The sequence below is a fragment of the Gayadomonas joobiniege G7 genome, assembly GCF_000300815.1.
Classification (GTDB): Bacteria; Pseudomonadota; Gammaproteobacteria; order Enterobacterales; family Alteromonadaceae; genus Catenovulum; species Catenovulum joobiniege.
Window position 1 is genome coordinate 124,891 of record NZ_AMRX01000006.1, and the last position, 24,670, is coordinate 149,560.

20 protein-coding genes are annotated in these 24,670 nt (G+C 41.4%); 14 read left to right on the forward strand and 6 right to left on the reverse strand.

The genetic code is table 11. From position 1 onward, the window contains the following. Nucleotides 1–350 precede the first annotated feature (350 nt). From C727_RS0107675 to C727_RS0107705, 7 genes are all read left to right on the forward strand, one after another. Complete coding sequence (locus tag C727_RS0107675; RefSeq protein ID WP_017445043.1) at nt 351–1,028, forward strand: TIGR00153 family protein; 678 nt, start codon at nt 351–353, stop codon at nt 1,026–1,028. A gap of 12 nt (nt 1,029–1,040) precedes the next feature. Next, on the forward strand, nt 1,041–2,318 hold the full coding sequence (locus C727_RS0107680; RefSeq protein WP_017445044.1) for an inorganic phosphate transporter: 1,278 nt from the start codon (nt 1,041–1,043) through the stop codon (nt 2,316–2,318). Between the two features lie 114 nt (nt 2,319–2,432). After that, the gene (locus C727_RS0107685; RefSeq protein ID WP_017445045.1) at nt 2,433–4,631 is read left to right on the forward strand and encodes an ABC transporter permease subunit; all 2,199 of its coding nucleotides are present in this window, start codon (nt 2,433–2,435) and stop codon (nt 4,629–4,631) included. Continuing rightward, entirely contained in the window at nt 4,628–6,175 is a 1,548-nt protein-coding gene (gene pstA, locus C727_RS0107690; protein ID WP_017445046.1) for a phosphate ABC transporter permease PstA, read from the forward strand. Before C727_RS0107685 ends, pstA begins: the two co-directional genes overlap by 4 nt. A 15-nt stretch (nt 6,176–6,190) precedes the next feature. Next, nucleotides 6,191–7,012, forward strand: a complete 822-nt coding sequence (pstB, locus tag C727_RS0107695; protein ID WP_026052614.1) for a phosphate ABC transporter ATP-binding protein PstB — start codon at nt 6,191–6,193, stop codon at nt 7,010–7,012. Between the two features lie 34 nt (nt 7,013–7,046). Continuing rightward, nucleotides 7,047–7,760 carry a phosphate signaling complex protein PhoU gene (gene phoU, locus C727_RS0107700; RefSeq protein ID WP_017445048.1) on the forward strand — a complete coding sequence of 238 codons (714 nt, stop codon included), beginning with the start codon at nt 7,047–7,049 and terminating at the stop codon, nt 7,758–7,760. A 118-nt stretch (nt 7,761–7,878) separates the two neighbouring features. Next, nucleotides 7,879–8,847 (forward strand): PstS family phosphate ABC transporter substrate-binding protein, encoded by a 969-nt coding sequence (locus C727_RS0107705; protein WP_017445049.1) that lies wholly within the window; start codon nt 7,879–7,881, stop codon nt 8,845–8,847. An 88-nt stretch (nt 8,848–8,935) separates the two neighbouring features. On the opposite strand, the gene fur is transcribed toward C727_RS0107705, so the two are convergent. Beyond that, nucleotides 8,936–9,367 carry a ferric iron uptake transcriptional regulator gene (gene fur, locus C727_RS0107710; RefSeq protein ID WP_017445050.1) on the reverse strand — a complete coding sequence of 144 codons (432 nt, stop codon included), beginning with the start codon at nt 9,365–9,367 and terminating at the stop codon, nt 8,936–8,938. 73 nt (nt 9,368–9,440) lie between these two features. Here fur and C727_RS0107715 point away from each other — a divergent pair, with 73 nt between their 5' ends. Both C727_RS0107715 and C727_RS19015 read left to right on the forward strand, forming a co-directional pair. Next, a complete protein-coding gene (locus C727_RS0107715; RefSeq protein ID WP_026052616.1) occupies nt 9,441–9,911 on the forward strand; it encodes a DUF4442 domain-containing protein in 471 nt (156 codons plus the stop codon). 61 nt (nt 9,912–9,972) lie between these two features. Further along, nucleotides 9,973–10,662, forward strand: a complete 690-nt coding sequence (locus C727_RS19015) for an SIMPL domain-containing protein (RefSeq protein WP_017445052.1) — start codon at nt 9,973–9,975, stop codon at nt 10,660–10,662. Here the strand turns inward: C727_RS19015 and C727_RS0107725 are convergent. The 4 genes from C727_RS0107725 to C727_RS0107740 all read right to left on the reverse strand — a co-directional run bounded on the left by C727_RS0107725 (nt 10,644) and on the right by C727_RS0107740 (nt 17,749). After that, a complete protein-coding gene (locus C727_RS0107725) occupies nt 10,644–13,703 on the reverse strand; it encodes an efflux RND transporter permease subunit (RefSeq protein WP_017445053.1) in 3,060 nt (1,019 codons plus the stop codon). The two genes, C727_RS19015 and C727_RS0107725, sit on opposite strands and share 19 nt — an antisense overlap. A gap of 11 nt (nt 13,704–13,714) precedes the next feature. Further along, nucleotides 13,715–14,830, reverse strand: a complete 1,116-nt coding sequence (locus C727_RS0107730; RefSeq protein ID WP_017445054.1) for an efflux RND transporter periplasmic adaptor subunit — start codon at nt 14,828–14,830, stop codon at nt 13,715–13,717. 24 nt (nt 14,831–14,854) lie between these two features. Beyond that, a complete protein-coding gene (locus tag C727_RS0107735) occupies nt 14,855–16,009 on the reverse strand; it encodes a chorismate mutase (RefSeq protein ID WP_017445055.1) in 1,155 nt (384 codons plus the stop codon). A gap of 78 nt (nt 16,010–16,087) precedes the next feature. Continuing rightward, the gene (locus tag C727_RS0107740) at nt 16,088–17,749 is read right to left on the reverse strand and encodes a GGDEF domain-containing protein (protein WP_017445056.1); all 1,662 of its coding nucleotides are present in this window, start codon (nt 17,747–17,749) and stop codon (nt 16,088–16,090) included. 121 nt (nt 17,750–17,870) lie between these two features. Between C727_RS0107740 and C727_RS0107745 the strand changes: the two genes are divergently transcribed. Genes C727_RS0107745 through C727_RS0107760 form a run of 4 tightly spaced genes read left to right on the forward strand, consistent with a single transcriptional unit; the run spans nt 17,871 to nt 22,908 of the window. Then, nucleotides 17,871–19,526, forward strand: coding sequence for an alanine/glycine:cation symporter family protein (locus C727_RS0107745; RefSeq protein ID WP_017445057.1), 1,656 nt, complete (start codon nt 17,871–17,873; stop codon nt 19,524–19,526). Nucleotides 19,527–19,533: 7 nt separating this feature from the next. After that, nucleotides 19,534–19,860, forward strand: a complete 327-nt coding sequence (locus C727_RS0107750) for a zinc ribbon domain-containing protein (RefSeq protein WP_017445058.1) — start codon at nt 19,534–19,536, stop codon at nt 19,858–19,860. Next, a complete protein-coding gene (locus C727_RS0107755; protein WP_017445059.1) occupies nt 19,857–20,135 on the forward strand; it encodes a YeaC family protein in 279 nt (92 codons plus the stop codon). Before C727_RS0107750 ends, C727_RS0107755 begins: the two co-directional genes overlap by 4 nt. Continuing rightward, a complete protein-coding gene (locus tag C727_RS0107760) occupies nt 20,125–22,908 on the forward strand; it encodes a DUF349 domain-containing protein (protein WP_017445060.1) in 2,784 nt (927 codons plus the stop codon). The genes C727_RS0107755 and C727_RS0107760 overlap by 11 nt, the downstream gene beginning before the upstream one ends. A gap of 14 nt (nt 22,909–22,922) precedes the next feature. Here the strand turns inward: C727_RS0107760 and nadK are convergent, their stop codons facing one another. After that, nucleotides 22,923–23,804: an NAD(+) kinase gene (nadK, locus tag C727_RS0107765; RefSeq protein WP_026052617.1), complete on the reverse strand. Its 882-nt coding sequence runs from the start codon at nt 23,802–23,804 to the stop codon at nt 22,923–22,925. 168 nt (nt 23,805–23,972) lie between these two features. On the opposite strand from nadK, the gene grpE reads away from it, so the two are divergent. After that, nucleotides 23,973–24,602, forward strand: a complete 630-nt coding sequence (grpE, locus tag C727_RS0107770; protein ID WP_017445062.1) for a nucleotide exchange factor GrpE — start codon at nt 23,973–23,975, stop codon at nt 24,600–24,602. Nucleotides 24,603–24,670: the final 68 nt, after the last annotated feature.

Below are 24,670 nucleotides of genomic sequence, written 5' to 3' on the forward strand. Positions count from 1 at the left end.
AGTTTTGTGGCAAACATATTTCTTCAGTTGAGGTTTTTGTTTGCCTAGACGGGTGCCTTAATAGCGTTGTAAATCCGTTTCCCTTGCTCTATTTAAAAGCTTATATATTACATTTTTTAAGTGACAAAACAATGACGCACAATATATATCAGCTGAATTCCTAGCGGCTAAAAATTTAATTAAAAAAACGCTCTACAAAATGACTGTTGTAACAAAACTGACATTTAAATTTGATAACTTGGCGGCATTAATTTGCATTGCATTTATTTGGTTAAATTTACTAAATAAATGGCTGTTAGAGACAAAAGCTGCGAAAATATAAGGATTTTATATTCGCTGAGGAACAACTAATGTCAACAAACACGTTTTTAGGATTATTTGCCCGCTCACCATTTAAAGCTTTAGAGGCTCATATCGTTGTTGCAGCTGATACCAGTTTAAAACTCGAAGATTTTTTTACAGCCTGCTTTAATGGTGATTGGGAAGCAGCCGAAAAGGTTCAGAAAGAAATTAGCGAGCTAGAGCGCAAAGCCGACAGTATTAAACAAGATCTCAGAAGTCACTTACCGAAAGGACTGTTTTTACCCGTTGATCGTTCAGACCTCCTAAATCTGCTCGTTAAACAAGATAAAATTGCGAACATAGCACAAGATATTGCTGGCCGAATCATAGGCCGTAAGCTTGTCATACCTGAGTCAGCACAAACAACATTTAAAGCGTTTTTAAGTCGTAGTTTAGATGCGGTTAAGCTGTCAAGAACTGCAATAAATGAATTAGATGAGTTGTTAGAAACAGGCTTTCGAGGCCGCGAAGTTGACTTAGTTGAACGGCTCATTCATGAAGTAGACGAAATAGAAGCTGATACAGATCGTTTGCAAATACAAGTGCGCAAAGAAGTTTTTGAAATTGAATCTAGTTTGAATCCGGTTGATGTCATTTTTATATATCACATAGTTGACTGGATTGGTGACTTAGCGGACTCTGCCGGTGCAGTTGCAAGTCGCTTAGAACTATTGCTGGCAAAATAATAAAGGGTTGCAATGGATATTTTAGATACGTATGGGTTAATGTTAATCATCCTGGCCGGCGTTGTCGGTTTTGTGATGGCTTGGGGTATAGGTGCAAACGATGTTGCTAATGCAATGGGAACATCCGTTGGTTCAAAAGCTCTAACAATTAAACAAGCAATTATTATTGCAATGATTTTTGAATTTGCCGGCGCTTATTTAGCCGGTGGCGAAGTGACCTCCACAATAAGAAAAGGCATCATAGATGCTGGCCCATTTGAAGCAATTCCTGAGTTATTTGTACTTGGTATGATTTCTTCTTTGCTGGCGGCCGGAATTTGGTTAGCAGTTGCATCATATTTTGGCTGGCCGGTCTCAACGACCCACTCGATTATTGGCGCTATCATAGGTTTTTCAGTTGTTAGCGCTGGTACCGAAGCTGTGCACTGGGGACAGGTTGGTGGTATCGTTGGAAGCTGGATTGTAACACCATTGATTTCAGGCGTTTTGGCATATTTAATATTTATGAGTGCTCAAAAGCTGATCTTTGATACCGACAACCCGATTAAATATGCTAAACGCTATGTCCCTTTTTATATGGCATTTGCTGGATTTGTTCTTTCTCTTGTAACCATCAAAAAAGGTTTAAAACACGTATTTGCCGATTTATCTGCGTCTCTGTCAACCGCGCAGGAATTTATGTTAGCCATCGCGATTTCTATTGTTGTTGCCATCATAGGTTATATATTAATCAGCCGTTTAAAAATTTCAGACGATCAACCGAAAGAAAACCAATTTTCGAGCGTCGAAAAGATTTTTGCTTTACTGATGATAGTGACCGCTTGTTGTATGGCTTTTGCACATGGCTCAAACGATGTTGCCAACGCTATCGGCCCGCTAGCTGCGGTAGTGAGCGTGGTTGAAAGTGGTGGCGAAATTGGTTCCAAAGCCGTGTTAGCTTGGTGGATTTTACCGTTAGGTGCTTTTGGTATCGTTTGTGGTTTAGCGTTATTTGGTCATAGAGTTATGGCAACCATAGGCCAAGGTATAACACACTTAACACCAAGCCGAGGTTTTGCGGCAGAACTTGCCGCGGCGTCAACTGTGGTCATAGCTTCAGGTACAGGTTTACCTATTTCAACCACCCAAACTTTGGTAGGTGCCGTATTAGGGGTAGGACTTGCACGCGGGGTTGCTGCATTAAATATGGGAGTGATCCGAAACATTATCATATCTTGGGTCGTCACTCTGCCGGCAGGAGCTTTATTAGCAGTCATTTCTTTCTATATCTTGCAAGCTATAGTAGTGTGATTGTCAAAGTACTGAGATAACCATCAAAAACGCTGCTCGAGAGTGGCGTTTTTTAACATTTAATATACACTGACAGCTATGCTTGTTCTTCGTTAGTGTTCGCATCTACTTTCTATGCAAAATAAACACCTTAATAGTTCCGCTTTAAACTGGCGGCAAATAAAAGATAAACTTTTATATATCATAGTGACCTTAGGTGGGGTTTCTGTGTTGCTGACGCTGTTGGTTTTATTTTGTTATCTTTTTTATGTCGTTAAACCGGTTTTTGAGCCCGTTGAAGTAGAGTTTAAAACAAGTATAAGCAATGATCTTGGCCAAATTATCAGCAGTGGCTTTTATCAGCAGGAAAATCATATTTGGTTATTAAATAAAAGTGGCGAGTTAAAAGCTTATGAGGTAGCGAGTGGTCGCTTAGTTGCTGAAAACAAAATTGAGCAATTTGCGTCTGATAGTCGCTTAATTGTTGCAGAAAATAACAAAAATCTAATTGCTGCGTTAACGGCTGAGCAGCAGTTGACTATATATCAAGTGATAACACCAGATAGTCATCAAATAGAGCTGAAAGAGCTGGCATCTTTTGAGCAATTAACGACTGAGTCGGAGGCTTTAGATCACATATCTTTCACGGTGAATGAAGCAAAAGATCAAGTTTTGTTCGCATGGCAACATAAAAACACTATTAAAACCGTAGCATATCGCTTAAAACAACATTTATTGTCAGAACAGGATAATTGGGACAAACTAGAGCAAAACTTAGTGATACCCAAACAAGCTGAGATACAAGCGATTCACGTAGGTTCCCACGCAGCACGGATTTTTGTAGTCACATTAAAACAAATTTTGGTTTTTGACAGTTTAGATTTAGCAAACATCAAGCTAATTGCGAGTGCGCCACTAACGGCGGAGCCAAAAGCCAGTCTGCTGCTGCCAGGCGCAAGCTCTTTATTATTGCAATATCCAGGTAAAGTTGAGCAATGGTTTGAGGCGAACAATGCAAACGGACGGGCTTATGTGCAGGTACGAGCGTTTGACAGTTTGCAAAATAGCCTTATCTTTACCGAGCATTTTCGCCGTGTGTTTGCCGTTTTTTCAGCGTTGCAAACACCCACACTCAAGCTCTTCCATAGCACCAGTGAAAATCTGCTGGCCGAAGTTCACCTCACTGATATACCTAGTAAAACAGAGATCAGTGAAGCCGACTTTAGCTTTACCGGTCGTAAGCTGGTTTTAAGCAGTTCAGAACGGGTATTTGTATATCAAATCGACAACCCTCATCCGGAAGTCAATTTTACTTCATTATGGCAAAAGATCTGGTATGAAAATTACCCCGAGCCTGATTATGTTTGGCAGTCAGGCGCATACTCAGATGAGTTTGAAGCCAAGTTTAGTTTAATGCCGCTGACCCTTGGTACTGTTAAATCGGCCCTCTATGGTATGTTGTTTTCTATTCCGCTAGCGATAGCGGCCGCAATTTATACCGCTTTTTTTATGTCGAGCACCATGCGGGCAAAAGTAAAACCTGTCATTGAAACCATGGAAGCCTTGCCAACAGTGATCTTAGGTTTTATGGCCGGTTTGTGGTTAGCCCCCTTGATAGAATCTTATTTGTTTAGCTTAATACTCTTGTTTTTTTTAGCCCCTTTGGTGGTGTTATCCGCTGCGGCCGTTTGGTTTAAAATAAAACATCTTTTACCTACCAAGATTCAACTAATTAGCCCAGTGCTGCTGCTTATGCCAGTATTGATGGTATTTTCTTGTTTAGTATTTGCTACAGCGGAGCAGTTTAACGTTTGGCTGTTTAACGGCAATGTACGGCTATTTATCAATACTGAATTAGGTTGGGATTATGAGCAGAGAAATGCACTTGTGGTTGCTATTGCAATGGGTTTTGCCGTGATCCCTACGGTGTTCACCATTGCCGAAGATGCTATTTATGCAGTACCTAAACGCTTTACCGAAGCCTCGTTAGCCTTAGGGGCAACCCGTTGGCAGACCATGTGTCGTGTTGTTTTATTGATTGCAAGTCCGGGAATTTTTTCGGCTATGATGTTAGGGTTTAGCAGAGCTGTGGGTGAAACTATGATAGTACTGATGGCAACTGGTAATACCCCAATTATGGATTGGTCTATTTTGGAAGGAATGCGTACTTTAGCGGCTAACATAGCGATCGAGTTGCCTGAAGCCGATTCAGATAGTAGTCATTACCGCATTTTATTTTTATCTGCGCTAGTATTGCTGGTCTTTTCATTTTTCTTTAATACGTTGGCCGACCTGGTGCGTCATCATTTACGGCAGAGGTACAGTCGCCTATGAAGCATCAATTGGTTGTAAATAAATCACTCCAAAAAATGGTGCCAGGCGTGTGGTTAACAGCAGCAGCGGTCAGTATTTGTCTACTGACTGTTTTTATTTTGGTGGGCATGATTTCTGCTCGAGGTTTAAGTTATTTTTTACCGTCACCCGTTCAGACGATTGTTTTACAGCAGCCAATTGCAGGGCAGAGTCAATATGTCGGTCAAATATTGGCGCAGGAAGACAGCTATCAAGCCTTAAATGACCGAGAATCTGCCGCACAGCGCATTTTATTACGGCATACCACATCGAACTTAGCGCGTTCTAAATATCTTTGGATTGAACTTAACGAAATAAAAAGCATGCGCTTGGATAAAGATATTATGGTTGTAGAGCGGTTAAATGCGAGTCCACTTTTTGTTTATGCTTATCAGACGTCTCAGGCTAAACTTCTGGCCAAGCTTGAACAAATTAATCAGTTGCAAGACAGAGTCGCAGAGCTCAGGCGGGGCAAACTGAGCCGTTTATTGGATCAAGTCGACCAAGCGGGTCCGGATTTGCCGTCAATACGCGATTCACTTGCAGACGTTGAAGCCGAGATCAGCGCCTTGCAGCAAAAAATGCAGCAAAAGAATTTGTTGGTAACAAACATATATGGCCAACAAGTAGAAATTAAAGCTCAAGAATTAGCGACACTTTATTGGCCAAACCAGATGAATTTTTGGCAAAAAAGCAAGTTTTTTGTGCAGCGTTTCATTGACTTTGTTAGCGATTATCCGCGTGAGGCTAATACGCGTGGTGGGGTATTTCCAGCTATTTTCGGCACTGTGTTAATGGTTCTTTTAATGTCGTTATTGGTAGCGCCAATGGGCGTGATCGCTGCAATTTATTTACATGAGTATGCCGGCAATAATTGGCTCACTCGAATAATAAGAATAGCCGTTATCAACCTTGCAGGGGTGCCATCAATTGTTTATGGCGTGTTTGGTTTGGGCTTTTTTGTATATTTTGTCGGAACGGGTATAGATGAGATATTTTTCTCCGAGCAACTGCCATCACCAACGTTTGGCTCACCCGGAATTTTATGGTCCGCTTTAACTTTGGCTATTTTGACCTTACCCATTGTAATAGTCACGACAGAAGAAGGTTTAAGCCGTATTCCGGTATCAATACGTGAAGGCAGTTACGCACTGGGGGCAAACCGCTCAGAAACTATCTGGCGTGTGATTTTGCCAATGGCGAGTCCGGCAATAATGACTGGGCTTATCCTGGCTGTTGCGCGGGCAGCGGGGGAAGTTGCACCTCTGATGTTAGTTGGGGTCGTTAAAATGGCCCCTACATTGCCGCTAGACAATGTGTTCCCTTACCTGCATTTAGATCGCCAGTTTATGCATTTAGGTTTTCATATTTATGACTTGGGCTTTCAAAGTAGCCAAATAGAAGCGGTCCGGCCAATGGTGTTTGCGACGGCCTTTTTATTAATATTGATTGTGGTATTTTTAAATTTAGCTGCGGTGTCTTTACGTAACCGCCTAAATTATAAATATCATTATACTAAGCGTTAATTAAGGTGAGGTTTAGTGATTTCATTTTCTCCTAGTATGCAAAGCGCCAGTTATCTAACTGCACCAGATGAATTGAGCGATACAGAAACCGAACTTGCCATCAACAACTATTGTTTATTTTACGGTCAACAGCAAGCCTTATTCGATATTAATATGAAAATTCCTAAAAATAAGGTGACCGCCCTCATAGGGCCGTCAGGATGCGGTAAATCAACCTTGTTACGAAGTATTAATCGCATGAATGATTTGTTGCCAGATTGTCGCACGCAAGGTGAGATTTTGTTTGCTGGTCAAAATATAATGCAGCCAAATGTAGATGTGGCAACGCTTAGGCGTATGATCGGCATGGTGTTTCAAAGTCCAAACCCATTTCCCAAGAGTATTTTTGAAAACGTCATTTATGGCTTGCGGGTCAGAGGGGTCAATAATAAACGGCGTTTAGACAGTGCCGCCGAAGATGCGTTGCGCAAAGCGGCTTTATGGGATGAGGTAAAAGACAGATTAGATGAAAGCGCGCTCAATTTATCTGGTGGCCAACAACAGAGATTAGTCATAGCACGCGCCATTGCGGTAGAACCGAGCGTTTTATTATTAGACGAACCGACCTCAGCGTTAGATCCGATAAGCACTTTAACTATCGAAGAATTAATAAATGAACTAAAATCTACTTATACAGTGGTCATAGTCACCCATAATATGCAGCAAGCAGCACGCGTTTCTGATTACACAGCTTTTATGTTCATGGGTGAGCTGATAGAGTATACAGATACCAACCAACTGTTTACCACGCCAAGCAAGAAAAAAACCGAAGATTATATTACTGGACGTTATGGCTAATCGTGTAGATTATATTTGTTTAAATTGAGGCATTATGGATCTTAAAATTGATAATCATATTTCTGGACAGTTTGGGCGCGAACTCGAAAGTATGGTTTCCCATGTGCTGGATATGGGAGGGATTGTTGAAAAACAATTAAACCAAGCGTTACAGGCAATTAGCAATGAAGACGAAAAGCTCGCTCATAAGGTCATTCAGGAAGATTATAAAATTAATGCCTATGAGATTATGATAGATCAAGAATGTGCTCGCTTGATTGCTAAACGTCAACCGGCGGCGATTGATTTACGTATTGTTTTGGCGATAGTTAAAATTATTGCCGATTTAGAGCGCATTGGTGATGAAACCTGTCGTTTAGTTAAAGCTGCTTTAGAGCAATTCAATAACTCTGAACAGAGATTTTTAGTTGATCTGGATCATATGGGTCAACAAGTGCTGAAAATGTTTAAAGGTGCGCTGGATTCCCTAGCTCGAATGGATAGTTTGGCGGCTTATGAAGTTTATAAACAAGATAAAAAAATTGATGTGGCGTACGAAGCCATTACCCGCCAGCTGATGACCCACATGATGGAAGACCCCCGTGCTATCCCAAGGATTATGGATGTGGTTTGGTCGACTCGCTCATTAGAGCGAATTGGAGACCGTTGCCAAAATATTAGTGAACATGTTATCTATTTGATTAAAGGTAAAGATGTTCGGCATAGCAGTACTGAACAAATCGAAGCCATGCTTAAACCGAAAGGTTAAGTTGCAGTTTTTATATCGTTAAACTTGTCATCTGGCGCATTAATTTTAATGACCTGTCATGCTTTTGTCATGTATCTGTAATACCATAGCGGATTTCAAAACCGTAAGTGGGATTTAAATGACGAGCCGTTTCGCTTTTTTAGGTATCTTGGCACTGCAAATACTATTGTGGCCGGTAAAGGCTTATGAATTAGATACACGTTTACCTCAATACCAAGCTGACAGGCTAGTTTCGGGCAAGCTATCTTCCGTCGGATCTGATAGTTTGGCCAATCTGATGGCCTTTTGGGCAGAGCGGTTTAATCAAGATCACCCCAACGTGGTAATGCAATTGCAAACGGCCGGCTCATCAACAGCCCCGCCGGCACTTACCGAAGGCACAGCACAACTTGGGCCGATGAGCCGAAAAATGAAAGATAAAGAGTTACAAGCTTTTTACCATCGTTTTGGCTATCGTCCGATTGCGATCCGCGTCGCAATTGATGCATTATCCGTATTTGTTAATAAAGACAACCCGATTAAAGGGCTTACGATAAAACAAGTCGATGCTATTTTTTCGTCTACGCTAAAATGTGGTGCGAATCGTTCAGCCCGCCACTGGGGGGAGCTTGGCTTGAGTGGAGATTGGGAAAAAAGAGACATTCAGATATTTGGCCGTAATTCGGTGAGCGGCACCTACGGGTATTTTAAATTATCAGCGCTATGTCGTGGTGACTTTAGAAATAATGTGAATGAACAACCTGGTTCTGCCTCAGTGGTACAGTCGGTATCAACATCACTCAATTCAATTGGTTATTCAGGAATAGGTTACCGAACTTCGGGCGTCCGTGTATTGCCTCTGGCTCAGTCGGGGGATGATTATATTGCTGCCACTATGGATAATGCGATTAATGGTCGTTACCCGTTAGCACGCTTTTTATATTTATATGTAAACAAAAAGCCAGGCCAAGCGCTAGATCCATTAGTGGCCGAATTTATTAAAATGGTATTATCTTATCAAGGTCAGTTCATTGTGCAGAAAGATGGTTACATACCACTTCCGTTGGAATTGGTAAAAGAAGATTTAGCCAAACTCGGGTTAGAGTAAAAAAGCGGGCAAAACCTGCTTTTTCACTTCATTATGTTTGTTTGAATTATCCGTTGCGGAAAACTCAAAGCAAAAAAGCTATTCAAGCTTAGTCGTTATTGCCACACTCGCTATCGTCCTGACAATAACCATATAAATATAAACTGTGGTTGGTCAGTCGCATGCCATGTTCTTTGGCAACAGATTCTTGGCGATCTTCGATAACATCGTCAATAAACTCAACGACTTTGCCACACTTTAAACAAACTAGGTGATCATGATGTTTTTTCTGACTTAGTTCAAAAACAGATTTCCCACCTTCAAAGTGATGGCGGTTGACAATACCCGCATCGTCAAATTGGTTTAACACTCGATATACAGTGGCTAAACCTATCTCTTCACCTAAATCTAATAAAAGTTTGTAAAGATCTTCAGCACTGATATGCTGATTCTCTGGTTGCTGAAGGATTTCGAGAATTTTTATTCTCGGCAGTGTCACTTTAAGACCTGCTTTTTTTAATTCAGTATTTTGCTCAGACATAATTTCGCATACTTAATAAATTTGGCTAGATTATAATGATGATAGCCCTAATTTAAAACTTAAAATGGCAGATATGCAAAAACTATTTAAAAAACCGGGCTTAATTCGTTTTGGAATGAATATTTGGCCACCTTTTTTATTTGCGGGTATCCGCATTATTCAACTGCAAAAAGATTATCGATATTTAAAAGCCGAGCTAAAACATTGGCGAATCAACTTAAATGTTAATAGGAGTCAGTTTGGCGGCAGTATCATGAGCATGACAGATCCGCTCTACAGTATATTATTGATAGGGGCACTCGGAGAGAAATACTATGTTTGGGACAAATTTGCCGATGTAAATTTCATCGCGCCTGGTTATAGTTGTTTATCAGTTGAAGCCAGATTAACAGACACTGATATTCAAACGATTAAAACCCATACTGCGAATGGTGAAAAGTACTTCCCTAAGTTTGTGCTCAGAGTCTGTGATAAAAAAGGGCAAATAGTTGCAGAGGTCCAAAGAACGCTATACGTTCGATTAAAACCTGAGTTTCGTCCGTAATGGAACCCATACCAGACTTCTGCCTCTAATGAACAGAGTTTATGTCAATTAAGGATAGAGAATGAAAAAGATCGCATTAGTAGCCAGTTTGTTCTGGCTGTCGTCTGTACCGCTGCAGGCTGAGCAACATACCGCTCAATCAGCCGAGCGTATCATAGTGCAAGCATCAGCGGCAGCTTATGCAGTGGCCGACAGAATAAGCGTTAATTTGTATATTGAACAGGAAGATGAGGAAGTTTCAGCCGCAAAACAAAAAGTAGATGAAGCAAGTCAGAATTTGCTTGATATGTTATCCCAAGCGGGTGTTGCAGAGCAGGATATTAGCAGCTACCAAATCAATATCTATCCAGTTTATAAACAGATAGAAAAGGAGAGAGTTCAATCAGGTTTTCGGGTTAGCCGGACGATAGAGTTAGAAATTCGAGATTGGGCGATTTTTGACCGCGTGATTGATAAATCGTTAAAACTTGGGGTCACTCGAGTCGGTGATATTCGTAGTCACGTTTCTAACAGCCAGAATCTATATTTGACAGCACTTGAAAAAGCTGTGCAGCAAGCCCAACAGAAGGCACTTCGTTTAGCTAAAAGCAGTGGCAGGGAGTTGGGATCTGTCATAGAAATTATTGAACAAGGCGGGCGCAATCATTATCCAGTTGAAGCTAAAATGATGATGGCAGATGGCGGGGTCAGCCAACCTGGACAAAGTCAGTTGACCGCGACAGTGCAAGTCACTTACGCGCTTGCACCTTGATTTGTATCGGCTTTAAAAAGTAGTAAATAAACGGCAGGCACTACGCAGAGGGTGAGCAAGGTGCCTATGCCCAAGCCAAACGCTAAAACGCTCGCTAAGCCATAAAATAGTGGGTCGTGTGCGATGATTAGCGGCAGTAGTCCTAAGACTGTTGTGACAGTGGTCATACAGACTGGTCGTAAACGGCTTAAACAGGCATTATAAACAGCGCTATGTATGTCCTCTCCTTGTTTACGTAAGATATCTATTCGGTCTATTAATACGATTGCATTATTAATAATAATACCCGCTAAACTATATAATCCCAGCGAGACCATAAAACCAAAAGGAGCTTGCATCACTAATAAACCCACAACAGCGCCAATAAAAGCAAGTGGTATCGTGATCACTATAATTAACGGACGACGGAATGAATTAAATTGGATGACCAATAATACGAGTACACCCGCCAATACCAAAGGCATATTTGCAGCAAGTGCTTGTTGGGCTTCGGCAGACTCTTCTATCACACCATCATATTCAACCCAGTGGTTGGCCGGCAAGTCGGCTGCTAAAGATTGCAGTTCTTCATCAATGACTGATTTCAGATCTTCCGCCGTGATACTTAAATTACGTGCTTCAATCGAAACGGTTTTGAATAAGTTTTCTCGATGAATTTGTGAAAAGTGACTTTCGCTCGAAAAGTCTGCTATTTGCATCAGAGGAACATAAGTGTTTTGTTTTGATGCATAAACACTGGTTGTACGTAACCTGTCTATATTCGTACGCTCAGCTTCAGTCGCGCGGTAAATCACTGGGATAATGGTATCTTGCTGCCGAAACTCAGTAACCTGTGCGCCACTAAAATAGGCGGCTAACGTCTGGGCAATATCATTTGACGTCACTCCAGCTCGCCTCGCACGTTGCTGGTCAACTTCTACTTGAATGGCAGTGACTCGGCTTTCCCAATCATCACGGATATCAATGGTATTTTCAACACTGCCTAATAGTTGTTTTATTTCCTGCGCTTTTTGATATATCACTTCTGAGTCAGGGCCTTTGACTTGAATTTTGATCTCTGAAGCGTCCGATGGGCCTAAAAACATGCGTTTTACGCGTGCCCTAAGTTGCGGAAACTGCCCGTTTAAGCCAACCTGAAGCGCTTGGATAACAGAATCCATGTTCGCCAATTTGTCTACGTTTAATACCATAAAACCTTTATGGGCGGCTGGGTCAATCGGTGTTAAAGAAAGTACAAACCTAGGCCCACCAAAGCCCACATAGGCTGCATATGACTCAACCGAAGCAAAGTCTGGGTTGCCCTCTAACCATGCAAAAACAGATTCTAACGAGCGCTGAGTCACGTTACCGGTTGCGCTAGGCTCTAAGTCAAAATAAACGAGGACTTGGGTGCGATCTGAATCAGGAAAAAATTGCTGTTTAACTAAGCTCATAGCACCGACAGAGATTAACAGTGCAATAAATGAGACAGCCAAAGTCGTTTTTTTATGTCGTAAGCTAAATTTTAAAATATTGGGATAGAAACTTTGTAATTTATTAAGCGCTGAATCAGCGTTGCCTGAGTTATCCGCTTTTAAAAAATAAAAACACAAAATCGGAGTCAAAGTCAGTGCTAAAACCCAGCTCGTGAGTAAGCTAATTAAAATGACCAAAGAAATGGAGCGGGTATACTCTCCAGCGACGTGCTGCGCCAACATCAGCGGTAAAAAAAATAAAATAGTCGTGAACGAGGAGCTTAATAACGGGATCGCGAGCTCAGATGGCCCTGTTTTTAGCGCTTGCATTCGATCCATGCCTTGTTCGAGTCGACTTTTAAAATCCTCAGCAATAACAATTGCATTGTCGACTAAAAGGCCTAACGCAATGATTAAAGTGGCTAAACTCATGCGTTCTAAACTTAAACCATAAAAGTTCATAATGGCTAGGGTGATCAGCATCACACTTGGAACTAAACTGCCCACGATAAGGCCAGTTCGCATGCCCAGAAAAATCATTACTACAATCAAAACGATGCTGAGCGTTTGCAAAACGTTGATCGAAACACCATCGACGGTTGCGTTAACCTGATCCGCCTGATAGGTCGCAATATTTAATTGATAACCAATTGGAAGGCTCTCTTGCACAGCTTCAATTTTGCGTTTCATGCGCGGACTATACTCTAAGACGTTATAGCCACTTAACATAGAGATGGCAAATACGATTGCTCGTTCGCCGTTGTAATACGCAATTTTTTCTGGCGGGTCTATATAGCCACGGCTGACTGTCGCGATGTCTTTTAACAATAAGGGTTGTGATAAACCAGGGATATTGATTAGGGTATTTTCTATCGTTTCGATAGAGTCGTAATTACCGGTTGGCTCTACTGTGTAGGACCTGTGTTCGGTTTCAATGCGGCCACCTGGGCGGATAATATTTTGGTTTTGCAACACTGCTGCGATCTGCTGTGGGGCGATGCCGAGTTGAGCCAGCTTGGCATTGGCGACTTCAATATATATGCGCTCTTGTTGAATACCCAACAATTCAATTTTGTTGGTCCCTTCAACACCATATAAAGAATCTCTGATGTGCTCTGAAATGTCTTTCATCTGTGCCATTGAAAAACCATCAGAGGTTAATGCTAAGGTGATAATTGCCACATCACCAAAATCGTCATTAACAAAACTTGGGCCTGTGCCCTCAGGTAGTTTGGCGCGCGCGGCAGAGACCTTGTTACGTAAATCTTGCCAAATATTTTCTAACTCAAAATAGCGATCGGCAATTTCAACATGAATTAATGATAATCCGGTAGACGAGGTCGACCTTACTCTCTCGAGTTGTGGTATCTGGCGTATTTCTTCTTCAATTTTTTTTGTGATCAAATTTTCGACACGTTCAGCTGACATGCCGGGATAAGCCGTCGATACAATCGCTTCACGTATTGTTATTTCAGGGTCTTCTCTTGCCGGTAAGTTGTAATAACTGAAAAGTCCGAACAACAATAAAATCATGATGATCATTAATACCGGTTTACGGTACCTGTGGGCCTGCAGAGCAATATTCATAATGTCAGCTACTAATTATAAATTTGTATTTTTTGTTCCATTAGACGAACTTGTTGGCCGTGCTGTAAAAACGAGACGCCAGCCGTTGCAATAATTTCACCTGGGGTGAGTCCGTTTTCAATGAGCGCGTAATTACCGATAACTTCTGTTACAGAGACTTGCTGCTTACGTAGTGTGTGACTATCTTTTTGATAAATATAAACCCAAGCGGTATTATTTTTGCCGGTTAAAATACTACTCACCGGAATTAAAACCGTTTCGCCACGAGAAGACTGAGTGATGTCTGTCAGGTTATAAACTAATTCTACTTCCACTGACATACCGGCTTTTAGTGGCTCAAATTGCTCTAACAAAGTTAGGGTCACTGGAAAAGCGTTAGCTTGACTGGCCGTACTGGATATTTCTGTGACTCTTGCCTGCAGTTTTTTATCTGGATAGGCGGATGCATTAAAGTTAAACACTTGACCATATTCTATCTGGCCTACCAATGTTTCCGGAACCAGAATAGAAATTTCTAATCCATGTAAGCTTTCTATTTTTAAAATATTCTGCCCGCTTTGAACTTGTTGAGAAGGCTCTGCTGAACGTTCTGTTATTCGGCCTGCGTAGGGGGCCTTTAATGTTGCATCGGTTAAATCTTTGCGGGCAATTTTTAATTGGGTTCGGGCGACAGAAACGCTGGATTCAGCACTTTCTGCTTGTGCTTTGGCATTGTCGTATTGGGATTCAGAAACCAGCTGTTTGTCTAACAACTGCTGAAATCGCTTATATTCAGCTTGTGCTTCGCGGTAGCTGGCTAATGCTTTATTTAGCTCACCCTCTGCAGCTTGCAGCGCTAATTCATAGGGGCTGAGCTCAAGCTCGGCAAGCGTTTGACCGGGTTTGACCGTATCACCCACTTCGACATCAATATCTTCTATTTTGCCACCCACTTGAAAACTTAATGGGGCACTGTCTACAGCCTTGAGGGTGCCGGGGACACGACGGATTTGCTGTTTAGGGCTGGTATCTACTTGTTGCCAAGCAATACTGCGGATAATTTTTTCATGAGTATTTTCTGGCTGGCTACACGCGGATAGCGATAACCAGCTTAAAACGAGCCAACCGGTTAAAAGTTTAGTTTTCATCGGCTGGTGTTCTCCTGTTAGCCGTTATGCTTCTTCTGGAATTGAACGTCTTACATAGCAGCCCAATTCACTATAATGATGAACATTAGCTTTTAATACCTGTAAAGCATTTTGTAATTTTTCTTTACGCAGGTTTTCCGTGACATCAATATAAAACATCTCTTCCCAAGGTTTGCCTTGGATGGGTCGAGACTCGATTTTACACATATTTATTTGGTGATCTTTTAAAATCGCCAGCGCATCAACAAGTGCACCAGGGCGCTGACCGACAGAAATAACAAGCGACGTTTTAGCTGCACAACCTAAGGGTACCTGAATGCCCTCTTTAGCTACGACAATAAAACGCGTTTGGTTTATTTTTTGGTTCGCAATATTATTTTGCAATGGCGTGAGCTGATGAACTTTACCTGCTTCTATACTGCCCAAAACAGCCACGTTGGGATCCTCTAATTGACTAACATAAGCGAGCGCACTTGACGTACTATCCATATTTTTAAGCTTGACGCCTGGTAAGCTGGCTAAAAATTCACTGCATTGGGCAATAGGTTGGTGGTGCGCATATATAGTGTGTATGTCTTCAATCTTGCTACCTGGTTTACCTAATAGGCTGTGGCGAACTGGAATATACACTTCGTCTATGATCTTTAGGCGCGTTGTTTGCAATAAATCATAAACTTCGTTAATACTGCCTGATGAAGTATTTTCAATTGGCAATAAGCCTATTTCTGCTTGTTTATTTTCGACCGCGGCAAAAATTTCATCGAAGGTTTTGCAACCAACATCGATTAACTCACCGTTGATAGAGGTTAAATATTTATCGACAGCGTTGTAACTATATGACCCCGGGCTGCCTAAATACGCAATTTTATATTGGCCGTTTTTCAACTTAGGATTATCGAGCTTAAGTAAAAAATCTTGTTGTAGTTCGACTGAGTCTTCGATGATATTGCGGTAGACACGGTGAATGTAATCACCTGATAAGTCCAGTTTGCGACCTTTTTCGACTAAATTTTCTAACAATAAACTCTCGCGGTAGTGATCGCGAACCGGTTTTAAATCCTGTATTTTACTTTTGACGACCTGCAAACTTAATTGACGGCGTTGAGCAAGTAATTTTAATAAGGTTTCGTCTAACTCGGTAATTTGTTTTCTAATGAGATTTAAATCTATTTTATCCATGCTCTATATATAATTGGACGGCTGCCGAATGGCGATACTATAGCGAATTAACGCCATTAGATAAATTAATAATTACATTTAAGACTGATTTGCGTCATAGATAGTGTAAGTGGCTCGCCCTGCGTCTTTTGCCTGATACAAAGCGATATCGGCTTGTTTGAGCGCTTGTTCTAAACCATAGTCGGTATCACTAATGCCGATACTCGCCGAAATGGTGATATAACCTTTACCTTCGACTTTAAGTTGAGTGGTTGATAGCTTCTCAATTAACCGCTGTGCAAACTGCTCAGCGCCGCTGAGAGAGCAGTCTAACATTAAGATACAAAATTCTTCACCTCCTAAGCGGGCAAACACATCATGATCTCTGATGACTTCATTTTTAATCAGGACGCAGAATTGTATTAAAATCTGATCACCGGCCTGATGGCCAAACCTATCATTGATGCGTTTAAAATGATCAATATCCAACATAAATAAACTGGTTTTAAAACCTTTCCGTTCGGAAAAGTGCAATAAAGTTTGTGCTTTTTCAAAAAATGCCCGACGATTGTAAATTTGCGTCAGTGGATCGGTCGACGATTGCGCTTTTAATTCGTTGTTAACGGAAATTAAACGCTTTTCTACAAATTCACGTCGTTTAATTTCCCGTCGTAAGCTGGTTGATAAATAGATAAACCGAGACGCAATGACACTTAACATGATAATGAGTGCCGCGGAAATAATACCCACGTGAATCACCCAATTATCAAACCGACTGGGCTCATCGAATAAAAAACCATTTAGGTCGAGTTGCCCTTTGGCCATACCCAGTGCCCGATAGTTTTCAGCTATTGTTTGCCAGCGGCCAGGATTCATATGACCCAGCTCAACCAAGTCGGGCATAATTAGCGCTTTTAACGTTTGAGCTTCATATTTAAGTTCTTGATAGGTTTTTTCAGGGGCATAATATTGCTGAATTAGGCGAATACTTTCATCGATATTTTGCAATGCATACTGCCACCCTTTTAACGAAGCTTGTTTAAAACGTTTGACCAGTTTAGGATTACTGCGGGCGAGTGAATGCCGAGTAATTAATACATCACTATAAAAATTTACGCCATAATCTTTAGGTTCTATCAGGGTCACCTCATAGCCCATGTTTTTAAGCCGATAGGGTTCATTAGAGATGTATCCATTGATAGCATCAACTTTGCCAGAGATTAAATCTTTTAATGTGGCTCGCGTAGGCTGAAAGTTAATATCTGAAAGTTGAATACCTTCGCGGTTAAAAATTGCCATTAAAGCAGCACTTTCAGGTGGCGGTAAAATGGGTAAATTGCGGCCAATTAGGTCGTGTGGCGTTGACAATTTTCGTTCGCTTAATGTGATCCATGTAACTGGTGAGGTCTGCATAATAGCTGCAAGTGCAACAACAGGTTTTTTTTGCATGTGGTAAATCACCACGGCTGAACTGCTGACTGCAAAATCCGCATCGCCTTGTAAAATTGACTCTAAAGGGGCTTGGCTGTTAGCACCTCCTTCGATCAAACTAACGTCTATTTTTGCTGCCTGATAATAACCTTTGTGCAGTGCCATATAATAACCGGCAAATTGGAACTGATGTGACCAGCGTAGTTGCAGTGACACTTTGTCAAGGGCAGATAGAGGACTGCTTACAGTTAATAAGCAGATGACCATAAAAATAATGAGTTTAAATCTTGATGTCATTAATTGTTGTAATTTTATGTTATGCTCAGACACTGACTGACCCCAGGCAAGAAAAATGAATACTCAACCAGTGCAGCTGAAATACTCAAACTATTTATAGTCTAGCAATAAAAAAAAATTTGCAAATATAAACCTAAAAATAGGTAGAGCGCATATGCAGGAAATTAACCAGTTTTTACTATTATTGGATCAATATTTAGGCAGTGCCTGGTATTTTCCGTATCTATTGTTAGCCACCGGGCTCTTTTTCACCATTTATCTTTCGTTTCCACAGTTTAAATTGTTTCGGCTCGGCTGCCGTAGGTTGTTCAGCAAAAATTCAAGCGGTCCTGGTGAAACTAGCCATTTTCAAGCGCTTAGTACTGCTTTATCTGGGACGGTTGGTACCGGCAACATAGGTGGGGTTGCGCTGGCAATCTATTTAGGAGGACCTGCGGCTTTATTCTGGATGTGGGTGACAGCTTTTTTGGGCATGGCAACAAAATACGTTGAAGTTAGTCTGTCGCATAAATATCGCGAACGACTGGCTGATGGCAGTGTGTCTGGTGGACCTATGTATTATATGCGTGATCGACTTAAGTCACCTAAGCTCGCGGCGATTTTTGCTCTGGCAGTTGTCATTAGCTCATTTGGCACGGGTTCAATGCCACAGATTAACAATATTGCTTTGGCAATGGAGACAACGTTTGCGATCCCTAATTATGTCACAGGTTTGGTATTGGCTAGCTTATTGGGGTTTGTAATTTTAGGCGGGATCAAACGCATTGCACAGGTGACCTCTAAAATTGTTCCTTTAATGGCTGGTGTGTACGTGATGGCTTCTCTGTTGATAATTGTCAGTCATTATGAAAATATTTTGCCATCGTTGCAGATTGTTTTTGCCAGCGCTTTTACTGGCACAGCAGCAACCGGTGGTTTTTTAGGCGCCAGCTTTGCGTATGCCTTTAGTCGTGGTGTGAATCGTGGTCTGTTTTCAAATGAAGCAGGGGCGGGGTCATCCGCAATCGCTCACGCCAGCGCGCGCACTAAACAACCAATAGAAGAGGGCGCAGTTGCTTTGTTAGAGCCTTTTATTGATACTTTAATTCTATGCACGCTAACTGGCTTAGTGATTTTAGCAACTGGGAGTTGGCAGCAAAAACATTTAAATACATTCGACCGTGCAGATATGTACGTCATTGAAGGCCAATATCAATCACCTAACAAGTCTGAACAGCAAGCTTTATCAAAATGGTTAAACAAGCAAAATGACCATGATATTCGACTTTATAGTGGCCAACTTAACGTTGACGGCGGCGCTTTAACAAATGAAAAAGTCACTATAATTAACGCACGATCAATTGCTGAACAAGTACAAATTACGCATAATGGCGCTCCGTATTCAGGCTCAGTTCAGATCATCGATGGTAAGTTAGTCGATAGTGATGTTCAGGTCTCAGGGTTGTCGCTTTTGCATTCAACGGCACTGACAGCGGTCGCTTTTAATCAAGGTTGGTTAACTGGTTTTGGTGAATATGTAGTGGCCATCTGTATATTATTATTTGCTTTTTCCAGTTCGATTTCTTGGAGTTATTACGGCGACAGGGCAATGGTATTTTTATTTGGCAGCCGCTCAGTCGTTTTATATCGTGGCTGTTATGTGCTGGGCTTTTTTTTAGCCGCTATTTTAGATACTACTTTTATTTGGAATTTGGCAGCAATAACGATAGTGTTTATGACATTACCGAACATTTTGGCGATCTTGTGTCTAAGTCGAGAGATGAGACAGACGCAAACCGCGTACCATAAGCATAACAAAGAGGAACAATAGAGAGTATATGGCATTAACCCATTGTCCTAAGTGTGATAAAAAGATTTCCGATAAAGCGGATCAATGTCCGCATTGTGAGCACCTGATGGTGGCTGATCCGGAAAAACTAGAAACCCAACGGCGTATCAACCGAATAAAAAAAAGTTCATCGTTAATTACTCAGTCGTTTTTAGGGCTTATTTTATTTATTGGCGGGTTAGCCTACTCTAGTTGGTACGCTGAAGATGGTATGAGTAACGATAAAATTGCCGCTCAAGTGATCGCTGGAATAGGGGTTTTTTGGTATTTAGTTAGTCGAATTCGGATTTTAATGTTTCGGAGATCGGGTAAGTGAATTTAATAAAAATGGTAGAACAGATGCCTGAATCTGTCTATTTATCTATGTTAGAAGCGGTTGAAACCGGAAAGTGGAAAGACGGACAACCGTTAACGCAAGCACAATTAGAGCATAGCTTGCAAATTGTTATGGCATGGCAGGCGAAACATCTAGACAGCGATGAGCATTTTACGCTGGCAGCGAATGGCAACCTCAATCAAAAAAGCCGTGCTCAATTTAAACAAGAGCTGACAGAACAGACGATTATTCGGTTTAAAAGTGATGATATTTAAACAATTATTTACCCCTAAATGGCAACACTCAGACGCAAAAGTGCGTCAAAAAGCTTTGTCTCAACTGGAAGACAAAAATATTATTCGACAAATCGCAGAGCAAGACCTAGAGCGAGATATACGTCGCCAAGCATTAGAAAAATTGTCATCATTTGCTGATTGGTTACGAGCGCATCAAACAGAAAAAGATGCATTTTTGAAAAAAGTGGCTTACGAAAAAGTAAAAGCCGCACTGGTTGGTGAAACCTTGTCCGTCTCACAGGATGATAAACTCGCGTGCTTGCAACACAGTTCGGATATGCAATTGGTTGAAGATGTTTTGCGCTTGAGCCGAGATCCTGTGTTGAGATCACAAGCGTTGGAGCGGGTTACGCGGCAAAGTATTTTATTAGAAATAGTGATGCGCGACACTGATGCAAAGATAGCGGTTGATGCTTTTAAAAAGCTTGATTGTGAACAAAAACAATTAGAAAAAATAGTACAAAAGGCCCAATCATCAGCTGTTGTTCAGTTAGCGCAAGCTCGTTTAGATGAGGCCAGACAAGCCGCTGAACAAGTGACTAAATTACAGCAAGAAACAACGTTAGTACTGAGTAAGTTATTATCACTTCGGGATAAAACAGATTATTTAAACGTTAAAGGTGAAGTTGAAGCCTTAACCACACAATGGCAGCAGTTAGTTCAAGCATTTGCGATTTTACCGGCCGAACAACAAACGATTTATGAGCAAAAATATCAGCAAATTTACCCTAAAGTAGAAGCTAAACTTGCTCAATTAAAAAAAACTTATGAAGCGCAACTCGCCGAGCAGCAAGCTGCTCAAGCTAAGCAGCAGTTGATTGCTGAGGTGAGCTCTGACATTAAACAGATAGAAACGACTTTAGCCGAGGCGATAAACGGTGAGCATCACGGAGAAAACATACAAGATACTGATGCAATAAATAAAAAAATAAGTGCAAGCATCACTAAATTGCAGTTAGATCATAGCGGTGGCAGTCAAATTGAAAAATTATTCAATCAGTTGAATCAATTAAAAGCCAAATCAGAACGTTTACCCGAATACGCAGAGCAAATCAGCCAAGCAACAAGACTCATCGCTCAGTTGAACGAACAACCTATACCTGACAATTCCGAAGCCTATCCACAAGCGGCTGAGTTTTATGCAAATTGGTCTAAGAAGTGGCGAAGTCTACAACATGGATTAATATTTAAATTGCCACTTGCATTGGAACAAAGCAGCGGCATCTTAATTCAGCAATGGCAGCAGGCGCTTAAACAAATTGAACAGCAGCAGAACAGTCAATTACGACAAATACGTGGTCAAATGCGAGAATTAGAACGCTTGATACGTGAAGGGCATTTTAATATGGCGTTCGGTTTGTTTAAAAAGATCAGCGCTGGTTTTTCCGACCTGAGTGAGTTAAGCCAACAAAAGGTTGAGCGAGATTATCAGCGTATGAACGAGCAAATCGAAGAGCTAACAGACTGGAAAGCTTATATAGGTTTGCCGCGTAAACGTGAATTGCTTGCCGAAATGCAATCGGTGGCCGCTGAAACCGATGAAGATGTTCTTGCAAGAGCACGAAAAATTAAACAAATGCGTCAAACTTGGCGTTTATTAGGTAATGTTGACGGCGATGAAAACCAACATTTAAATCAAGCATTTGATGAAGCTGCTGAGTTGGCATTTGCCCCTTGCCGCGAAAAATTTGCAGAACTGGATGCACAGCGCCAAAAAAACCTAATTGAACGTGAAAAATTAATTAGTCAGTTAACCAATATCGAGGCGGCTTTTAATCAACAACAAGATTATAAGCAGTTACGAAAATCTCTAACTCAAGTACAACAGGCATGGAAATCAGCAGGTCCAGTCGAGCGCAAAGATTATTTGGCGGTCAGTGAGCAATATTTTGCTCGTCTAAAACCATTAAAACAGATATTGAATGATTTTTATAAACAAAATAGTGCAGCTAAACAAGCACTTATCGAGCAAGCAGAAGCGGTTCGTGAAGGGGATTTGGAGCAAGCATCGGCCCGCTTAAAAGACCTTCAAAAAGCATGGAAACAAATTGGTTTTGCAGGTCCGCGCGAAGACAATCAATTATGGCAAAAATTCCGTCAGATTAATGATCAGGTTTTTAATCAATTACAAACTGAATTTGAAAGCCAACAAGCGCAGCAAAATAGTGTTTACGAAATGCGTCAAAACGAGCTAGAGGCTTTAACTCAAAGCTTGTCGGATGCACAGGACGAAAAAACACTAGATGTGTCCATGAAAGCGGTGAAGGCACTTGATTTAGCTGATTTAACACCTGCACAAAAGCGCAAAATTCAGCGTCAGCAAAGCGAAATAGAAGGACAAATTTTAGCGGCTAAAAAATCATTGTCGGAGGCTCGCAAAGCTGCTGAATATGAACACTTGGTCGCGGTGTTGGAGCAGTTATTGAGAGAGCCGTCAGATGAGTTACCGTTAACCGAGATAAATCCGCGCTGGCATAAAGCCATTAGTGCGATGCAGCAACCAGCAAAGACAGATATGCGCAGTCGCCATGATGCAACTATCAAACTTGAGATCTTAACTCAAACTGATAGTCCAGCAGCAGACAAAGATCGTCGAATGGCACTGCAAGTGGCAATGTTGTCAGATAAATTAAATCAAGGGGACGAGTTAACCAGCGAACACTTATTAATAAATTGGCTTAGTGCAGGTCCTATGCTCGCTGAGCAAAGCCAGTTATTTAACCGACTTAAAGTGATCTTAAAGCGGCTTTAAGCCACTTTAAGATCTTAATATAGCTTGCTGCCCCAATTTAATTTACGGCGTAAAACGTTAAAATAGTTATAATCTTTGGGGTGGATCAGCTTTAATTGGTCAGGGTGTTTATGAATGCGTAACTCATCACCTGGTAATACTGGCAGGGTTACATGGCCATCACATGTGACACCCAATTGAGCTTGTGATCGGGATGGCATTGCCAATCTGACTTTAGCATCTGCATCAACCACTATAGGTCGGTTTGAAAGTGAATGTGGAAACATGGGTAATAAACTAATCGCATTCAGATTAGGAGTCAGGATTGGGCCACCACCAGACAACGAATATGCAGTGGAGCCAGTTGGGGTTGACATAATTAAGCCATCAGCACGTTGGCTAAATACAAATTTGTCGTTTATATAAACCTCAAACTCAATCATATGGGCGACTTTGTCAGAGTGTAAAACTGCCTCATTCACGGCGCTGTTGACGCTTTTAAGTTCGCCATGTCGATGAACTTGAACCTCGAGTAAAAACCTTTTTTCAGTTGTGTAGGAGCCATTTAACACGTGTTTTAACACAGTCTCACATGCATCTGGGTGAATATCGGTCAAAAAGCCCAAGTTTCCCCGGTTAATTCCAATGACTTTGGTATCATAACGAGACAGGACTCGCGCCGCACCTAACATATTGCCATCGCCACCGACGACTATGGCTAAATCGCATGCTTCGCCGAGTTCAACCAAACTTAGTTCGTTGATCTTATCGTTTGATAAATTGCGTGCAACTTTCTGCTCTACATACACTTCGCAGCCAGCTGTTGTTAGAAACTCAATAAGGCCAGAGACAGTGGTCAGAGTGTCTGCATGGTTAGGTTTGCCAACCAATCCAATTTTTTTAAAAATCATGCTGATACGAGCCTTGCTGTGAGTCTATTAATTTCTTTATGGGCAGATTAACAAATAATGAAAAAATGTGAAGTTGAATAATACAGCTTTTCGCCAGAATCAGACTTGAATCATAGTAATTAAGCCTTATATTGCATGGAGGCAATATTACGTGAATCTTGGAGTAACCCAAATATGACTAAAGAACAGCAAGATGTTCAGAATGAAGAAACCCAACAAACAGAGCCAGAAGTAGTTGCAGAAGGTGAACTGGAAACTTCAGCTGAGCAGGCCGAACAAGCCGAGCAAGCAGAAAACGAAAAAGATCAGTTGATTGAAACCTTACAGAGCCAACTGGCAGCGGCTGAACGAACTGTTGAAGAACAAAAAGATTCAGTCATTCGGGCTAAAGCAGAAGTAGAAAATGTTCGCCGCCGAGCCACTTTAGATGTTGAAAAGGCGCATAAATTTGCATTGGAAAAATTCTCGTCAGAATTATTACCAGTTGCAGATAACCTTGAACGAGCATTGCAAGCGGCTGATAGTGACAATGAGCAATTAAAGCCCTTGATCGAAGGCATAGAACTCACCTTAAAGAGCTTTGAAAGTACTATTGCCAAATTCGGTATGGAAATTGTTTCCCCAGAAAAAGGCGATGCACTAAACCCTGAATTACACCAGGCAATGTCAATGATCCCAGATCCAGAGGTAGAGCCGAATAAAATCATCAATTGTCTTCAAAAAGGGTATACCTTAAATGGACGATTGTTACGTCCGGCAATGGTAATGGTTGCTGCCGGTGGTGGTGTTGATACTAAAGCTTAAATAAAGGGATAGACCAAGTTTTTACCTAAGCAACAGGGGGTGTTGCTTAGGTAAATTAATAAATTGAT

What these genes read in the sequence shown, in the direction of transcription:
- C727_RS0107680 (WP_017445044.1), top strand. Translation starts at nt 1,041, where the DNA reads ATGGATATTTTAGATACGTATGGGTTAATGTTAATCATCCTGGCCGGC.
- C727_RS19015 (WP_017445052.1), top strand. Translation starts at nt 9,973, where the DNA reads ATGAAAAAGATCGCATTAGTAGCCAGTTTGTTCTGGCTGTCGTCTGTA.
- C727_RS0107760 (WP_017445060.1), top strand. Translation starts at nt 20,125, where the DNA reads ATGATATTTAAACAATTATTTACCCCTAAATGGCAACACTCAGACGCA.
- C727_RS0107730 (WP_017445054.1), bottom strand. Translation starts at nt 14,830, where the DNA reads ATGAAAACTAAACTTTTAACCGGTTGGCTCGTTTTAAGCTGGTTATCG.
- C727_RS0107750 (WP_017445058.1), top strand. Translation starts at nt 19,534, where the DNA reads ATGGCATTAACCCATTGTCCTAAGTGTGATAAAAAGATTTCCGATAAA.
- grpE (WP_017445062.1), top strand. Translation starts at nt 23,973, where the DNA reads ATGACTAAAGAACAGCAAGATGTTCAGAATGAAGAAACCCAACAAACA.
- C727_RS0107715 (WP_026052616.1), top strand. Translation starts at nt 9,441, where the DNA reads ATGCAAAAACTATTTAAAAAACCGGGCTTAATTCGTTTTGGAATGAAT.
- C727_RS0107675 (WP_017445043.1), top strand. Translation starts at nt 351, where the DNA reads ATGTCAACAAACACGTTTTTAGGATTATTTGCCCGCTCACCATTTAAA.
- C727_RS0107705 (WP_017445049.1), top strand. Translation starts at nt 7,879, where the DNA reads ATGACGAGCCGTTTCGCTTTTTTAGGTATCTTGGCACTGCAAATACTA.
- C727_RS0107685 (WP_017445045.1), top strand. Translation starts at nt 2,433, where the DNA reads ATGCAAAATAAACACCTTAATAGTTCCGCTTTAAACTGGCGGCAAATA.
- fur (WP_017445050.1), bottom strand. Translation starts at nt 9,367, where the DNA reads ATGTCTGAGCAAAATACTGAATTAAAAAAAGCAGGTCTTAAAGTGACA.
- pstA (WP_017445046.1), top strand. Translation starts at nt 4,628, where the DNA reads ATGAAGCATCAATTGGTTGTAAATAAATCACTCCAAAAAATGGTGCCA.
- C727_RS0107745 (WP_017445057.1), top strand. Translation starts at nt 17,871, where the DNA reads ATGCAGGAAATTAACCAGTTTTTACTATTATTGGATCAATATTTAGGC.
- C727_RS0107725 (WP_017445053.1), bottom strand. Translation starts at nt 13,703, where the DNA reads ATGAATATTGCTCTGCAGGCCCACAGGTACCGTAAACCGGTATTAATG.
- phoU (WP_017445048.1), top strand. Translation starts at nt 7,047, where the DNA reads ATGGATCTTAAAATTGATAATCATATTTCTGGACAGTTTGGGCGCGAA.
- C727_RS0107735 (WP_017445055.1), bottom strand. Translation starts at nt 16,009, where the DNA reads ATGGATAAAATAGATTTAAATCTCATTAGAAAACAAATTACCGAGTTA.